We start from the raw sequence: 16,087 nt of genomic DNA, 5'->3' as shown, positions 1-16,087 counted from the left end.
AATCAATTTATGCTTATTTTTGAAAACAGAATCCAGATATAAGGACAAACTTACAACTGAATCCTATTTCATTTACACAAAATTTTGGACAGTGTCTGCATTTCATACTCATTAGGCTATTGAACTCCAATCATTTGAACCTAAATGATAGATTTTCTCGAAAAAATCTTAACTTTGAGATTTAAAAATCAACGTACCGGACAAGAATGATTCAGCAAATGGAGATGCATGAGTTCGACAGGTTGTATGGAGAGTACAAGCCCCGCTTCATACTCATAGCCTGCTCCTATCTTCGGGACCGTTCTGCTGCTGAAGACCTGGTCACGGACTGTTTCATGCTCTTCTGGGAAAAACGTGAAGAGATTGTTCCAACAACCGAGAATATTCCAGCCTACATCCTCGGCATGGTCCGGCATAAATGTATTGATGCCCTGCGCACACGCCAACAGCATCTGATGACACAACAGCAGATCTATCAACTCGAAATGCGCAACATACGAGAGAATCTGGCCGCTCTTGAGGAGTGTGATTTGACCAAAATTCTCTTCCGCAGCGAAGTCGAAGCGATTTTTCATCGGCGATTGGCCGAAATGCCGGAACTATCGGCCCAGATATTCATCGCGAACCGGCTCGAGAATCAGACCTATCAGGAGATTGCTCAACGCTATGGCATCTCGGTTCGGAAGGTTACCCGAGAAATCCAACGCTGCCTTAAACTCCTGAGAGAGGATCTCGGCGATTATCTTCCCATAGCCGTTCTGTTATTTCCCCATTTCCTTGACAAATAAAAAGGAACGGCCGAAATGTGATTATGATTTAGCAACGAATTTATCGTAAACTAATTCCGCAAGCCGTCCCTTGTGTTTTCTGACAAGAATTTCCTGACAGTGTATCCGAAGGGAATATTCTTGTCTGCTCGTTCTTTATTGCTCCAAACTTATTGCGACATACATATAAACAAATACTCTTTCAGATTAAGAGAAATTCACCTCTCGATTATTTCCTACGATACATATTTGAATACATGTGAAATCACATGCATAAAAAACATAAGCGCCCCCTTTCCTTTGTAACAAAATGGATACAAAGGGTACAAAATACAAAGATCAGATCTTTCAGAGGCTTCTAATCGAACGCATGCAACAATTACGTGCGGAATATGGCTATTCTCAAGAAAATGTGATTGAGTATACGCATTTGGACATATCCCGACATGAATCGGGGACATCTGTGCCAAGCACGCCATCCATCCTTAAACTCTGCAAGTTATATAATATCAGCATATCGGACTTCTTTGACCCGATAAACCATCCTCGCAAAAAAGAAAAGGATGCTTGATGAACACAAACATCCTTTTTCTGATTTTATAATCGCCTGATACGCGGCCTTCTTTTTCGTTTGGAGACTTGTTGCTGCTCCTCGTAGGCCTGCACGTCCGCCAATTCCAGAATTGCATCCAGCGGATGGATCAACTGATCCGGCCGATATGACTCTTTTGAGGAAGATTGTGGTTGTTTAGAAATATTTCGAGTGACGCCCAAACTCATCGGTTCTGCATGGAGTTGTTGTTCGAAGGTGTTGGCCGAGAAACTCCGCCCCAGCAGGGAGCCATTGGCTACAATTCCCTGCTTGTGGTCAATAAAGGTTACACCATAGATCCGTCCCGCCGCATTGAGGCGGAATACCGCATCAACGCCCTTGTCGTACAGCCGCTCGCAAAACTCCGTCCGGTTTGAACACCGCGCCATACCCTCCGCAATCTTCCCTCGCAACTCATCAAGTACTCCGGGCGCCTTCAAGGCCGTTTTCGAACGCTCGTAATAGCGTTGCAGGGCCTCATATCCAACATCCTTTCCAATCCGGCTCGACTTGAACGGCGTCCCGATGCCATGGCCGTCGTCGGTCAGCGCGCCGTAGATTATCCCGGCATAATCGCGTCCGTCGATGGTTCCGGTCCGTTCCTCGGCCGAGACGTTGAAGGCTTCGAGCAGCGTTCGCCACTCGCCAAAAGAGGCGCAGCGGTAATGCCGCAGGCACGACCTTACGGTGGAGGAGACCTGCTGCTTGACATCGCCCTTCTGATAATCCACCTTGCGCAATTCCTCCCGATCCTGCAGTTCCTGTCCCTTGATACTCGGGTGAAGTCCGTATTTTTGCTCAAGATCCCGCGTAATCTCTACGGAACGTCGGGCCTCGAAGTCATGGGGCAGTTTCCGACCCTCCCGGTCGATACGAAGCGATACGACATGCAGGTGCTCACGCGCAATATCCCGGTGTTTGAAGACGATATAGGGTTGTTCACCGTAGCCCATCCGCTCCATGTACTCACGGGCGATCTCGCCCAGTTGCTCGTCGGTCAGACGATCCTCGGGCGAGGGGTTCAGTGAAACGTGGAAGACCGTGTTGGTCGTTCGGCGATTGGCCCGCAGGAAGGGCTCGAAGCTGGCCATGCACCGTTCGTGGCTCATGCAACCTGCACCATCGAACGGATCGAGCATCCGATTCCAGAAGAGTACCTCGGCCTGCCCGCGGTTGACCTTTTCCTCGTTGTAGCGGATAGCTCCGCCGACGGTCGCTCCCGTCCTTATATTTGCAACCATCCTTCGGCCTGTTTGGTGAGATCACGAATCTCAATGCTCAACGCTTTCAGTTGGCGAGTATGCTGTTCCAACGCAGCGATCTGGCGCGGAATCGAGACATTGGAGAAGTGGCTGTTGATGGCCCGGACCACCTGATTGTAGTTGTTCCCGACGCGCTGGAACTGGAAGTAAAGGTCGTTGAGCCGTGTCAGAAACTCCACCTTTGAAGGATCGCGGCGGATGACTTCAAAGCGCTCGGCAAAGAGTCGTTTGACGATGAACTGGCTGCGGTTGTGCTCCAATCCAGCGGCGGTAAGCATCTGCCGGAAGCGGTTCTCCTGCTCCTCATTGAGCCGGAACGAGTACTTATAACTCGGAGTTTGAGATAGAGGGTTGTGTTTTCGCTGACGGGTCATTCGATTAAAGATTTGGGGTTCGACTTGGGAGAACCTCGCCCGCCTCGCAGAGCGAGGACCTTTGTCGGACAAACCACCGGTTGTCGGACAAAGGTACACCTCGCTCCCGTCAGGCGACGGGTACAGTTTCGGCATTCGCAGAGGACAATTCCTCTCCTGAGAAAGTAGATCCGAAACGAAAAATCTCGGGCGAATTCTCCGCTGCAATATTACGAGGATCTTCAGGGATTAAAAAGTGCGATTGTCGGCCATGAGAGGCCTCCGGAGGACATCGGGAATCAACCCCCGAAAACTGCATTACCTTGCAGGCAAACGTCCAACAATCCATCCATGAAACTGCTATTGTATTTGTTCATTAATCCTGCTTTTCAGGATTTCGGGAACAGCTTCCGTCATCTGTTCCTTCACGATGAAATGCTTCCCTTTGTTCGAGCAGGACCTTATTCCTGAATTCACGAACTCGGGAGTTCGTGCGTGAACGCACTCTTGAACAAACTTGTTAAATCGCGCCTTCCTGAAGAAATAAATTATGGAAAACACACCTGTAAGCATTGCCGTATGCAATCAAAAAGGCGGCGTCGGAAAATCGACCTTCACCGTTTTGCTTGCCAGTCATCTCCACTACACCTTGCAGCGGGACGTGCTGGTTGTCGACTGCGACTATCCTCAATGGTCGATCTACAATCAACGCTCCCGCGAGTTGGAGATCCTCAATTTGAGCGATTATTACAAACTGATGGTCGCCCGTCAGTTCAAGGGAACCGATCGGAAATTCTGGCCCATCGTCAGCAGCACGCCTTCCGATGCTCTTGAGAAGACGGCACGACAACTGCATAGCGATTATCATCCGCAGATTATCCTCTACGATTTGCCCGGAACAGTCAATACTGAAGGAGTGTTGCAGATCCTCTCCTCGCTGGATGCCCTTTTCATCCCGATCAAGGCCGACAAGGTCGTGCTGGAGAGTTCACTCTCCTTTGCCCGTAGTCTTTATAACGGCATGGTTTGTAATGACCATCTCCGTCTGCGCAGCCTCCACCTCTTTTGGACGATGGTCGATCGCCGCGAGCGAACCCCGCTTTACGAACGTTATGAGGGGATCATTCGTCAGCTTCATCTGCCTGTTCTGAAGACACAGATTCCCTACCGATCCAAATTCAACAAGGAACTTTTGCCTAACGGCACGGGAATCGGACGTTCGACGCTGCTGGCTCCGGAACGAACCTTTGTCCGCGAAGCGCAGATCGAGAACCTTGCGGTCGAGATTCTTTCGATGCTACAAATTTCATGAATATGGCCCGCAAGAACAAAGTGGAAGTCGACGAAGAGGCCATGCGCCGAATGATCGCGGGGCTGGTTCCGCAAACCGTGGATGTGGTGCAACCGGAGCAGCCCCCGGATGAACCGCCTGCGGAAACCTCGCCACCCACCTCCGAAGAGCGCACTACGGGGCATTCAACCGAATCGCGCCGACGGAGGACGGTGGTCGTCCCCGAATTCGAGCCGACCTTCATGTCGCTGTTGGATATTCATATTCGGGGAGCCCTCTATGTCAGTCTCGAGACCAAGCGTAAGATTCTCGAGGTCGTCAAAAAGATCGGAGGCGAGCGTATGACCGCCACCTCCTATGTTGAACAAATTCTGCGGCAGCATCTCGACCTCTACAAGGAGGAGATCAACCGCATCTACAAGGAACGAAGTACCAAAGATCTTTTATAGCCATGAACACATTCCATTTTTCAACCGATTGGGCAGCATCCCTGCTCATCCTTGCAAGTATCCTTCTTCTTATCCTGTGTTTCATCCTCTTCCTCGTTAAACGAAAACGGGAGAAGACCCAGCCGAAGGAAAATCCCGCGTCGGAATCAGTCGTTAGGGATCAAGAAGAAGACCAGGATCCCATCGAACAGGGCGAGAAGATTCCGGACGAGAAACCTGGTCAAAACATTCTCACCGAGAAGGTCGCCCAAGTGGATGAGATAATACCTTTGCCTCCTGTCTCCACGAAACGCGGCACTGTTAAGCCCGATTTCCGGAAAACCTTCCTGCATCCTACGCCCTTCCAACGACGAGGTAGTGTCTATCTCAGTCTGGAGACCAAGCGACGGATTCACAGTGTTGTCCAACGGATTGGCGAAGGGAATCTGACCGTTACGGATTATGTCGAGAATATTATGAGACATCATCTTGATCTCTATCGGGACGACATCAACCGCATCAATCGGACCCGGAATTTCAAGGATCTGGTGTAAAGATGGGCTTCCCGACTTCCCTTCTCAAACGAATTGCTCAATGGCTTCCGCAGCAGTGGCGAAAGTCTGCAGAATCCCGGGCCGACGAGCCGGACAGCAAGGCCGATTCGGAGCTGGCTGCCGAGCCCCGTCGGGGAGAGGCACCGCTGCTGATCATTCCGAAACACTACGCAGTTACCGGCCATCTGCGGCCTCGGAAGGCCATTCCGCCACCTGCGGAATCAAAGCCCGAAGACGCTGCTACATTTGTTCAGCCCCCGGCCGAAAAGTCGGCCTCGATGCAGGGCTGGGGCGAGCTGGTCCTCCAAGGTACGATCCGCGAGAATGGCGAGACGGAAGAGCCGCGGGAGCCCCGGCCTGCGCTGCGGCTTCCGTCCCTGCAGAACAACGGCAAGCTGCACGATCCGGAGGTACTGGCACTGCTCCGGAGCGTCGAAGCGGGCGAGCGCATCCTTGCGCCGGATGTTACGGAGGAGGAGCGCCGCGAGATCGAAAATTTTGACCTGCGAAACTATGTCTAACCCTCAAAAAATGAATGCACGATGAACTGGAATCGGAATTACGGCTGACGCCCTGATGATTTGCTGCGGAAAGCACCCGTTTGCTTCCGCCTTGGTCGCAGACTGCCTCAAAAGGCGGGTTGCGGCCTTTTTCACACCCATTACCAAACTGCAAAACCGATGAAAAAAAGCGCAATCTTCTTGATTCTGATGCTCCCCGCATCGCTTGCCTCCTTCGCACAGGGCAACGGCATGGCCGGTATCAGCGAGGCAACCAACATGGTCACCTCCTATTTCGACCCGCTCACCAAACTGATCTTCGCCGTGGCTGCCGTACTGGGACTGGTGGGCGGCGTCCGCGTCTACTCGAAGTTCAACAGCGGCGATCCCGACGCCTCGAAGTCCGCCACGGCGCTCTTCCTCTCGTGCGTCTTTCTGGTTATCGTCGGCACTGTCTTACGCTCCTTCTTCCTTTGATATGGCACAGCACACCATCCATAAGGGCGTCGACCGTCCCGTCGAGTTCCAGGGGCTTACCTCGCACTATCTGATTCTCTTTGTCGCCGGGCTGCTGGGCATCTTCCTGCTCTTTGTCATCCTCTACGCCGGAGGGCTTCCGCAGGGCATCTGCATCCTCTTCGCCGTCACGGGCGGCAGCGGCCTCACCTGGGCGACCTTCTATCTGAACCGCCGCTTCGGACCCCACGGTCTGATGAAGTTCCTCGCCCTGCGGCAGCATCCGCGCCGCATCATCAACCGCCGGAGTGTGCGTCGCCTGCTCGAATGTCGAACCTTGCCCAAACGCTGATACCATGCGAGGAACCCTGAAAACTTCGACCCTCGAGTCGAAATTCCCGCTGCTGGCCGTCGAGGGCAACTGCATCCTCTCGAAGTTCGCCGATGTGACGGCCGTCTTCCGCGTGACGCTCCCGGAGCTCTTCACCCTGACGGCCGAGGAATACGAGGTGCTGCACGCCACCTGGGTCAAGGCGCTGAAGGTCCTCCCGGACCACACCGTCGTCCACAAGCAGGACCTCTTCATCGAGGAGCGTTACGAAACACCCGATCCCGAGGCTGAGCGCACGTTTCTCTCCCGGGCCTATGAACGCCACTTCAACGAGCGGCCCTTTCTGCGCCACACCTGCCACCTCTTCATCACGAAGAGCACCCCCGAGCGGCTGCGGCAGACGAGTGCCGCCTCAGTCCTGTGCCGGGGCTTCATCATCCCGCAGGAGATCCGCGACGGGGAGGCCGTGACCCGCTTCCTGGAGAGTGTCGCCCAGATGGAGCGCATACTGAACGATTCGGGGCTGCTGCGGGTCGACCGCCTCCCGGAGGCGGAGATCGTCGGCACGGATTCCGATGCGGGACTGCTGGCCCGCTACTTCGCGCTCACGGACGAGCGGCAGGCAGCGGTCAACGAGGATATCCGCCTCGATCCGGGCATGATGCGCATCGGCGACAAGCTGCTCTCGATGCACACACTTTCCGATCTGGATCTCCTGCCGCAGAGCGTTGCGACGGATTTCCGCTACGAGCGTCTCTCGACCGACCGCTCGGAGTGCCGGCTCTCGTTCGCGGCCCCCGCGGGGCTGCTGCTCGGATGCTCGCACATCTACAACCAATATCTCTTTCTGGACAACCACGAGGAGACCCTCAAGCAGCTCGAGGCTCGGGCCCGCAACATGAACTCACTGGCGAACTACTCGCGCGGCAATGCCCTGAACAAGGAGTGGATCGACCTCTACCTGAACGAAGCCCATTCGCAGGGGCTGCGCTCCGTAAGATGCCACTGCAACGTTGTGGTCTGGGCCGAGAGCGAGGCGGAGCTCAAGCGGCTGCGCAACGACGTAGGGTCGCAGCTCGCCACGATGGGCTGCACGCCCCACCACAACACGGTGGACGTCCCGGTGCTCTTCTGGGCCGCCATCCCCGGCAACGAGGCCGACTTTCCCGCCGAGGAGAGTTTTCTGACCTTTCTCGAACAGGGCATCTGCCTCTTCAACGGCGAAACGAACTACCGCTCGTCGCTCTCGCCCTTCGGCATCAAGATGGCCGACCGGCTCACGGGGGTGCCGCTCCATCTCGACATCTCGGATCTCCCGATGAAGTGCGGCATCACCACCAACCGCAACAAATTCATCCTGGGCCCCTCGGGCAGCGGAAAGTCCTTCTTCACGAACCACATGGTCCGCCAGTATTACGAACAGGGGGCGCATATCCTGCTCGTCGATACGGGAAACTCCTACGAGGGGCTCTGCTCGCTGATTCACCGCACGACGCGGGGACGCGACGGCATCTACTTCACCTACACCGAGCAGGAGTCCATCGCCTTCAACCCCTTCTACGTCGAGGACGGGGTTTACGACATCGAGAAGCGCGAGTCGATCAAGACCCTGCTGTTGACGCTCTGGAAGCGCGAATCCGAGGAGCCGACGCGCGCAGAGGAGGTGGCTCTGTCGAACGCCGTGAACCTCTACCTCTCGAAGCTCAAGACGGACGATTCGATCCAGCCCTCGTTCAACACCTTCTACGAGTTTCTTACCTCGGACTACCGACGGCTGCTGGAGCAGAAGCATGTCCGCGAGAAGGATTTCGACCTGGCAAACCTGCTCAACGTGCTGGAGCCCTACTACCGGGGCGGCGAGTACGACTACCTGCTCAATTCCGACCGGCAGCTGGATCTGCTCTCGAAGCGCTTTATCGTCTTCGAACTGGATAACATCTCTTCAAACAAAACGCTGCTTCCCGTGGTAACGATTATCATCATGGAGGTCTTCATCAACAAGATGCGGCGGCTGAAGGGCATCCGCAAGATGATCCTTATCGAAGAGTGCTGGAAGGCCCTCACCTCGGCCAACATGTCGACCTACATCCGCTATCTCTACAAGACCGTGCGCAAATATTTCGGCGAGGCGGTCGTTGTCACGCAGGAGGTCGACGACATCATCTCCTCGCCGATTGTCAAGGAGTCGATCATCAACAATGCCGATTGCAAGATCCTCCTCGACCAGCGCAAGTACATGAACAAGTTCGAGCAGATCCAGACGCTGCTTGGCCTTTCGGAGAAGGAGCGGGCGCAGATTCTCTCGATCAACCAAGCGAACGATCCACGCCGCACCTACAAGGAGGTTTGGATCGGACTCGGCGGCATACAGTCGGCGGTCTACGCTACAGAGGTCTCAACCAAGGAGTATCTCTGCTACACCACCGAGGAGCGGGAGAAGATGGAGGTGATGGCCCGGGCCGAGAAGCTCGGCGGCGACATCCAGGCAGCCATCCGCGCACTGGCCCGCGAACGGGAAAGTCAAAATTCCCGGCCATGAAACAGATTCTTTGGGGCTGTGCCGGACTGCTGCTGGCGTTGCTGGCCCTGATCGGCGGATTCCGGTTCTTCTACGATTTCGAATACCACAAGATCCGCCCGCTGTGCGGCGAGTGGCGTTCGACACGAAATGACACCCGGATCGAGATCGACCATCGGGACGATGGTTTCTGGATTCGCATCCATCGCTACGACTCGCGGACCGGCCGTAAATCCTTTGAGATGCACCCGCTGAAGTATGCCTCGTGCATGCATTACGAGGACTACGGCCGAGCGCGTGTCGATCTCTTCCACACCCCCGACTCCGACCTGCTGCTGGTCATTCCGGGAGGCATTTTCAAACGCGATTGTCCAACCCTCAAAACGACTTACCATGAGTAGTACCCCAAACATCACCCCCGCGGAAGCGCTCGCGTCGCTGCGGGCCGAAATCCAACAGCACACCCAACTTGTACGACTTATCACCTCGCTGCAGGAGGAAATCGCCTACGACCGCATCTGCGGATCGTGGCTCTCGACGGAGAACAACCTCTCGGCCTCGATCCGTCGCATTTGCGCCCGGACCTACCGGATGCTGATCTTCGACAACACGCTCTGCTACCGGCGGCTGGTGCAGGATACCGTCATCACGGCCGAGCGTCGCACGCTGCTCTTCGGCAGCCGCGACGATCCCCGAGACATGCACTCCATCGAGCTTGACCCCGAGAGCGACACGCTGCTTTTGGGCTGCTACGGACGCTTTGTCGCGGAGGAGCGGGCCTGCCGGCGTGCGGAGCAGGAGAGCATTTCCGAGGAGTGTTTCACGGATCATGCGCCCGAGACATGAAGTGGCGCGAATTATTCGAGGGGCTCTTTCGCCGGGAATACCCTGCGATAATGCAGCCCGCCGAAGCGGCACCCCGCAAATTGAGACATTGAACGAACCTCAAAACGACAGAACCATGAAACCACGCATTCTCCTGCTCTGCCTCGGGCTGCTCCTGACAGCCCGGGCCGCGCAGGCACAATGGGTCGTCACAGACCCTTCAAATCTCGCACAGGGAATCATTAACTCCACCAAACAGATCGTCGAAGCGGCCCGCAACGGCTCGACCCTTCTGCAAAGTTTTCAAGAGACCGTAAAGATCTACGAACAGGGAAAGCGATATTACGATGCACTGAAGGCGGTCAACAACCTCGTCCGCTCGGCCCGCAAGGTCCAGCAGTGCATGCTGCTCGTCGGAGAGATCTCCGACATCTACGTCAACGGCTATCAGCGCATGGTGGTCGATGACAACTTCTCGGCCGCGGAACTGGCGGCCATCGCCACGGGATATGCCCGGATCATCGAGGAGTCGGCCGGGGAGCTCAAGGAGCTGCAGGATATTGTCAGCCCCACAGACATGTCACTGACTGACAAGGACCGCATCGACGTGGTGGAACGGGTCTACGGCGTGCTGCGACACCATCGGGATCTGGCCCGCTACTACACGCGCAAAAACATCTCCATCTCGCTGCTGCGCGGGGCGCAACGAAATGACCTCGACCGCGCGATGGCTCTTTACGGAACCGACGAACAACGATACTGGTAGCGATGGTACAGGTTCTCTCTATCTCGGAGAACATCCACACGATTCTCCGCGTTCTCTACGACGACATGATGGTTCTCTGCTATCCGATGGCCAAAGTTGCCACGGCCATAGCCGGAATCGGAGCCCTGCTCTACATCGCCTACCGCATCTGGCAGGCGATGGCCCGGGCCGAACCCATTGACCTCTTCCCACTGCTGCGACCTATGGCAATCGGCATCTGCATCATGTTCTTCCCGACCCTTGTGCTCGGGTCGCTCAACGGAATCCTCTCCCCGCTGGTGCAGGCCACCCACTCGCTGATGGTCGGTCAGACTTTCAATATGCAGGAGTGGCATCGGGAGTGCGCTCGCCTCGAACAGGAGAGCCGCGAGCGGCTTCCGGCAGAGAGTTACTACGCCGAGGACGAGGAGAAGGAGCGCGAGCTGCAGGCCCTGGGCATCGACGAGCAGTCACAACAGGCCCTCGACCGGATGCAGAGCGAGCGGAAGTCATGGAGTATCAAGGGGATGATCCTGAAAGCCCTTACCGCGATCATGGAGCTCTTCTTCACCGCCGCGGGCGTGATCCTCGACGTGCTGCGGACCTTCTACCTGATTGTCCTCTCGCTGCTCGGCCCCATCGCTTTTGCCATCTCGATCTTCGATGGATTTCAGAATACCCTGGTGCAGTGGTTCTCCAAGTACATCTCCATCTACCTGTGGCTCCCCATCTCGGACCTCTTCTCGGCCATCATCGCCCGGCTGCAAGCCCTCTCGCTGCAGCACGATGCCGAGATGATGGCGCAGGACTACAACTGGTATTTCGACATGTCAAACAGCGTCAACCTGATCTTTATCCTCGTGGCCATCTGCGGCTATCTCTGCATCCCCTCGATCGCTTCGTGGGTCGTGCAGGCCAACGGCTTCTCTTCCTACAACCGGACCATTTCACGCGCTACGTCGCTCGTGAGCGGCGGTGCCGGATGGATCACCGGGAAGGTCTGGGCTGGAACCAAAAGCACGGTCGGAACAACCGGAAAGGGGCTGGCTTCCGCAGCTCGCCTGATCCTTAAAAAATAATCGCCTCATGGAATTCAAATCATTGCTGAACATCGAAACCTCCTTCCGGCAATTGCGCCTCTATGCACTCATCTTCGCCGGAATCTGCGCCGTGGTGACCATCACGGCCGTCAGCCTCTCGTATACCTTTGCCGAGCGGCAGCGCGAGAAGATCTACGTCCTGGACAACGGCCGCTCGCTCATGGTAGCCCTCTCGCAGGATCTTGCCCAGAACCGGCCCGTCGAGGCCCGCGAGCATGTGCGGCGCTTCCACGAACTCTTCTTCTCGCTCTCGCCCGACAAGGCGGCCATCGAGTCGAACATGGAGCGGGCCCTGCAGATGGCTGACAAGAGCGCCCTCTCCTACTACAAGCTCCTGCAGGAGAAGGGGTTCTTCAACCGGCTGATTGCCGCCAATGTCTCGCAGATGGTCCATGTGGACAGCATCCGCTGCAACTTTGACCGCTATCCCTACGAAGCCACGACCTATGCCCGGCAGCGCATCATGCGCGAGAACACGATCACGGAGCGGTCGCTCGTCACGACCTGCCGGCTGGTCAACGTCTCCCGCTCGGACAACAACCCGCAGGGGTTTCTGGTCGAGGATCTGATGATCGTTGAAAACAAGGACCTGCAGACCTATGACCGTTAAAGCGCTTATCCAAAGCCGCGTGCGCTGGCTGCGGCGGCGCATCCGGCGCTGGCACGACCGACTCAAGCCCCGAACCCGGCGGTGCATCCTCCTCGGGATGTTTCTGCTGCTGGTCGGGCTCTACGGACTGCTGCTCTTCGGACCTGCACCACGATTCGTCTTCGGGAGGATGGTTCCTCCCTCTTTTGAAAACCTGAAATTTCGATAACCATGGAAGAGAGACAAAAAAACGCACCGACACCCGATTCCGCCGCGGCATTCGAGCGTCGGCGAAAAAGAAAAGTCATCCTGGTGGCCGCAGTCGGGAGTTGTCTGGTCATCGCGTTCATCTGGTTCCTTTTCAAACCCGCGCCCACGATCGGCGAGGGGCAGGCAGGGATCAACACCTCGCTGCCCGACGGCAAGGCCCCGAAGATCGAGGGCGACAAGCGCAAGGCCGCGGAGCGCGTGGCCAGCGAGGAGCAGTCCCGCAACCGGATGATGACCCTCGGGGACAACTCCTTCTCGCTGCTCGATGGGGAGTTTCGCAACACGGAGTCGCAGTCTCCGACCGATGATCCCGTGCGCCGGGCTGCCGAGGCAAACCGTGCCATGCAGCAGCAGGCCCGGCAATTCTACGCTGCGCCGCCGCGCAATGCCGAGGTCGAAGAGCTCCGCGAGCAGGTGGCTTCCCTGCAGCAGCAACTCGACATCGAGCGGCAGCAGCCCAACCCGATGGAGGTGGCCGAGGAGCAGTACCGCCTGGCACAGCGCTACCTCGGAGGCGCGACAGGGGTTTCAGTCGAAGCCAACGGTGCGAAATCCCCGGGACGTTTCAGCGTCATGCATCCCGTGCGCGAGGGCGACGTCCGGGCTTCGACCCTCAATCCGCGGATCGACTCCACACGGGAGCGCAACATCGGGTTTTTGACGGCCGCGGGCATTCTTCCGGTGGATACGGCTCCGACCATCCGGGCCTGCGTCGCGCAGACGCAGGTCGTGCGCGTAGGTTCGACAATCGCCCTCCGGCTGCTGGAACCGGTACGCATCGACGGCGATGTGATCCCCCGCAATACGTCACTCTACGGCGCCGTCTCCGTAACGAGCGACCGGTTGCGGGTGACGGTAACCTCCATCGAATACCGCGGACGCATCTTCCAGGTGCAGGCCGAGGCGTATGATCTCGACGGCCAGCCGGGAATCAACGTCCCCAACTCCCGCGAGCGGACAGCCCTCAAGGAGGCGCTGGCATCCGTGGGACAGACGGCCGGGACGAGCGTGAACATTACCCACTCGGCCGGGCAACAGGTCCTCGCAGAGTTGGCGCGGGGCGGAATTCAGGCATCCTCCCGCTACCTCTCCGAGAAGCTCCGCGAGGTGCGCATCACCCTCAAGGCCAACCACCAGATTCTGTTAATCTCCAAAGAAAACTAAACGACGACACCATGAAACGAGACCTCATTTATCCGACTCTTCTGGCGGCTCTTTTTGCCGCGGCCAAAGTCATGGCCCAAAACGACGGAACCTCGTCCCGACAGGAGCTCACCCCCCGTACCATCGAGGTGGGATTTACGAAGACCGTGCATATCCTCTTCCCGGCGCCCGTAACCTACATCGACATCGGCTCGATGTCCATCATCGCCGGGAAAGCCGACGGCGCGGAGAATGTCGTGCGGGTGAAGGCCGCCGTGCGCGACTTTGCGGAGGAGACCAACCTCACGGTAATTACCGAGGACGGCGGGTTCTACACCTTCGATGCCCGGTATGCCGAGAACCCCTCCACGTCGACCATCGAGATTGTGGCCGCGGAGAGTCCGGCGACACAGCCTGCGTCAGCCTCGGAAACGGCCCGTGCGGACGAGGGGCGCGTGCTGCTCCGCGAGGTGGGGCGTGAACGCCCTGCCACGGTGAAGCGCGTGTTGAGCGACATATACCGTCAGAACCGCGCGGACGTAAAGGGAATCCATACCCGGAAATACGGTGTGGAGGTCGAGGTGCTTGGGATCTATGTCTACAACGACGTGATCTACCTCCATGTGCAGATTGCCAACAACACGAACATCTCCTTCGAGGTGGACTATCTCCGCTTTGTCGTCGCGGACAGCAAGGCGGCCAAACGCACGGCTCAACAGCAACGCATCATCGAACCGCTGCGGGTCTGCAACGACCCCTCGATCGTGCGCGGGCACCAGCGCCAACGCATCGTCTTCGCCCTCCCGAAACTGACCCTCGAGGAGGACAAGATTCTCCTGTTGGAGATCGCCGAAAAGGACGGAACACGCCATCAATGTCTCGAAATCTCGAGCAAGGAGCTGCTCGGAGCAAAGGCATTGTAAGGATTGTTAAGAATAATAAACCTTGTAGCAAGTAAGCCGTTAAGGAAATTAGCGACTTACTTGCTATTTTTATATCCACTCAACAAATATGGAACAACTTATTCCTACTCGCGAATATTCTATAAACCAAATTTTCACACAAACTAGGCTCTCAAAGCACATCCTAAAAAACGAGCAAAAAGGTTATATACATACAACCTTTTCTAGAAATTATGTTATCTTTGTAATATTGATAGAAAATAGATGTCCGTATGAAATATCTTAACATAAAAAAGGCTCTTGCTGCATGGCAGAACTTGCAGCCACTGTCAGAAAAGGATAAAGAACGGCTTAGCCGACGTTTTACAGTGGATTTCAATTACAACAGTAACCATATTGAGGGTAACACATTAACTTATGGACAGACAGAAATTCTGCTGCTTTTCGGCAAAGTGATTGGGGAGGCAGACGTGCGTGACGTACAAGAAATGACCGCAAGTAACGTAGGCCTGCGAATGATGACGGAAGAAGCTACGGTGAAGGGAGTGCCATTGACACAGAATTTTATCCGGACATTACATAAAACCATATTACGAGAAGATTATACTGTTTATCGTAATTTGCCTGGCGGTATGCAAACAAGTTATGTAATTCATGCCGGCCAGTATAAGACACGACCGAACAGTGTTATTACCCGGTATGGGGACAGATTCGAATATGCTTCACCCGAGGAGACTCCTGGATTAATGGGAGATCTGGTGGATTGGTATAATGCCGCGGAGAAAGAGGGGGAATTATCTCCAGTAGAGTTGGCCGCGCTGTTTCACTATCGTTATATACGCATTCATCCATTCGAGGACGGCAACGGTCGTATTGCACGACTGATGGTAAACTACATTCTGACTCGCCATGATTATCCGATGATTGTCGTCCGAAGCCGCAGAAAGAGTGAATATTTGGAGGCCTTGCATCAAACAGATCTCGAAGTAGGTCCTGTCCCTAGTGATGGAGCCCATGCAGGGATCAAGGAGATCCGTCCTTTTTTGAAATATTTCAATGCCTTGGTGGCTACGGAAGTGTATAATGATGTGCTGTTCGTAAGCGAAAGGAATGAGAATGTATGGTGGTATGATGGGGAACGGATTGTCTTCCGAACCCCAAATTATACGAAAATTCTGAATGCCATGCGAACACAACCAACATTAACACTGGCAGACATGAAAGAGGAAACAGGTATTAGTGTGACGGCTATACAGAAACTGCTGGATCAGTTGATTTCCAAAAAATATGTGGAGCGTGGCGAGAAGGAAGGGAGCTGGAGAGTATTTGTAACACAATAATTCAAAATAAACGTTTCTGCAACGGATTAATTTCTAAAAGTTACTAGTCTACAAATCTGGTAAATAGAGACTGTAAACTAAAGTGTGTCAAGTAAAGGGAAAAGAAATTATTAACTTTACA

The 16,087-nt window shown here is 55.4% G+C and carries 18 protein-coding genes; 16 read left to right on the top strand and 2 right to left on the bottom strand.

What is annotated here, in order from left to right:
- Positions 1-206: 206 nt before the first annotated feature.
- On the top strand, positions 207-788 hold the full coding sequence (locus tag QZ460_RS10125) for an RNA polymerase sigma-70 factor (protein ID WP_290541459.1): 582 nt from the start codon (positions 207-209) through the stop codon (positions 786-788).
- Between the two features lie 576 nt (positions 789-1,364).
- On the opposite strand, the gene mobB is transcribed toward QZ460_RS10125, so the two are convergent.
- Positions 1,365-2,600, bottom strand: a complete 1,236-nt coding sequence (mobB, locus tag QZ460_RS10120) for a conjugal transfer protein MobB (protein WP_290541458.1) — start codon at positions 2,598-2,600, stop codon at positions 1,365-1,367.
- On the bottom strand, positions 2,585-2,995 hold the full coding sequence (locus QZ460_RS10115) for a mobilization protein (protein WP_290541457.1): 411 nt from the start codon (positions 2,993-2,995) through the stop codon (positions 2,585-2,587). Before QZ460_RS10115 ends, mobB begins: the two co-directional genes overlap by 16 nt.
- A 529-nt stretch (positions 2,996-3,524) precedes the next feature.
- Here QZ460_RS10115 and QZ460_RS10110 point away from each other — a divergent pair.
- The 15 genes from QZ460_RS10110 to QZ460_RS10040 all read left to right on the top strand — a co-directional run bounded on the left by QZ460_RS10110 (position 3,525) and on the right by QZ460_RS10040 (position 15,966).
- Positions 3,525-4,286 carry a ParA family protein gene (locus QZ460_RS10110; protein ID WP_290541456.1) on the top strand — a complete coding sequence of 254 codons (762 nt, stop codon included), beginning with the start codon at positions 3,525-3,527 and terminating at the stop codon, positions 4,284-4,286.
- A 2-nt stretch (positions 4,287-4,288) separates the two neighbouring features.
- Positions 4,289-4,714 carry a DUF3408 domain-containing protein gene (locus tag QZ460_RS10105; RefSeq protein WP_087404617.1) on the top strand — a complete coding sequence of 142 codons (426 nt, stop codon included), beginning with the start codon at positions 4,289-4,291 and terminating at the stop codon, positions 4,712-4,714.
- Between the two features lie 2 nt (positions 4,715-4,716).
- Positions 4,717-5,247, top strand: a complete 531-nt coding sequence (locus QZ460_RS10100) for a DUF3408 domain-containing protein (protein ID WP_290541455.1) — start codon at positions 4,717-4,719, stop codon at positions 5,245-5,247.
- Between the two features lie 2 nt (positions 5,248-5,249).
- Positions 5,250-5,768, top strand: coding sequence for a hypothetical protein (locus QZ460_RS10095; protein ID WP_290541454.1), 519 nt, complete (start codon positions 5,250-5,252; stop codon positions 5,766-5,768).
- Between the two features lie 159 nt (positions 5,769-5,927).
- Entirely contained in the window at positions 5,928-6,224 is a 297-nt protein-coding gene (locus QZ460_RS10090) for a DUF4134 domain-containing protein (RefSeq protein WP_087309038.1), read from the top strand.
- Position 6,225: 1 nt separating this feature from the next.
- Positions 6,226-6,555 (top strand): DUF4133 domain-containing protein, encoded by a 330-nt coding sequence (locus QZ460_RS10085; RefSeq protein WP_290541453.1) that lies wholly within the window; start codon positions 6,226-6,228, stop codon positions 6,553-6,555.
- Positions 6,556-6,559: 4 nt separating this feature from the next.
- Positions 6,560-9,073 carry a TraG family conjugative transposon ATPase gene (locus QZ460_RS10080; protein ID WP_290541452.1) on the top strand — a complete coding sequence of 838 codons (2,514 nt, stop codon included), beginning with the start codon at positions 6,560-6,562 and terminating at the stop codon, positions 9,071-9,073.
- Positions 9,070-9,453: a hypothetical protein gene (locus QZ460_RS10075; protein ID WP_290541451.1), complete on the top strand. Its 384-nt coding sequence runs from the start codon at positions 9,070-9,072 to the stop codon at positions 9,451-9,453. Before QZ460_RS10080 ends, QZ460_RS10075 begins: the two co-directional genes overlap by 4 nt.
- Positions 9,446-9,898: a hypothetical protein gene (locus tag QZ460_RS10070; RefSeq protein ID WP_290541450.1), complete on the top strand. Its 453-nt coding sequence runs from the start codon at positions 9,446-9,448 to the stop codon at positions 9,896-9,898. The genes QZ460_RS10075 and QZ460_RS10070 overlap by 8 nt, the downstream gene beginning before the upstream one ends.
- A 115-nt stretch (positions 9,899-10,013) precedes the next feature.
- The gene (locus tag QZ460_RS10065) at positions 10,014-10,643 is read left to right on the top strand and encodes a DUF4141 domain-containing protein (protein WP_290541449.1); all 630 of its coding nucleotides are present in this window, start codon (positions 10,014-10,016) and stop codon (positions 10,641-10,643) included.
- 2 nt (positions 10,644-10,645) lie between these two features.
- Complete coding sequence (traJ, locus tag QZ460_RS10060; protein ID WP_290541448.1) at positions 10,646-11,701, top strand: conjugative transposon protein TraJ; 1,056 nt, start codon at positions 10,646-10,648, stop codon at positions 11,699-11,701.
- A 7-nt stretch (positions 11,702-11,708) separates the two neighbouring features.
- Positions 11,709-12,332: a conjugative transposon protein TraK gene (gene traK, locus QZ460_RS10055; RefSeq protein ID WP_290541447.1), complete on the top strand. Its 624-nt coding sequence runs from the start codon at positions 11,709-11,711 to the stop codon at positions 12,330-12,332.
- Positions 12,333-12,542: 210 nt separating this feature from the next.
- Complete coding sequence (traM, locus tag QZ460_RS10050; protein WP_290541446.1) at positions 12,543-13,745, top strand: conjugative transposon protein TraM; 1,203 nt, start codon at positions 12,543-12,545, stop codon at positions 13,743-13,745.
- Positions 13,746-13,756: 11 nt separating this feature from the next.
- Positions 13,757-14,647: a conjugative transposon protein TraN gene (gene traN, locus QZ460_RS10045; RefSeq protein ID WP_290541445.1), complete on the top strand. Its 891-nt coding sequence runs from the start codon at positions 13,757-13,759 to the stop codon at positions 14,645-14,647.
- Between the two features lie 251 nt (positions 14,648-14,898).
- The gene (locus tag QZ460_RS10040) at positions 14,899-15,966 is read left to right on the top strand and encodes a Fic family protein (protein WP_290541444.1); all 1,068 of its coding nucleotides are present in this window, start codon (positions 14,899-14,901) and stop codon (positions 15,964-15,966) included.
- Positions 15,967-16,087: the final 121 nt, after the last annotated feature.

It is taken from the genome of Alistipes sp. (assembly GCF_020026455.1).
GTDB lineage: Bacteria > Bacteroidota > Bacteroidia > Bacteroidales > Rikenellaceae > Alistipes.
The sequence above is the reverse complement of the archived record's forward strand: the minus strand, read 5'-3'. Positions and strand labels throughout refer to the sequence as shown.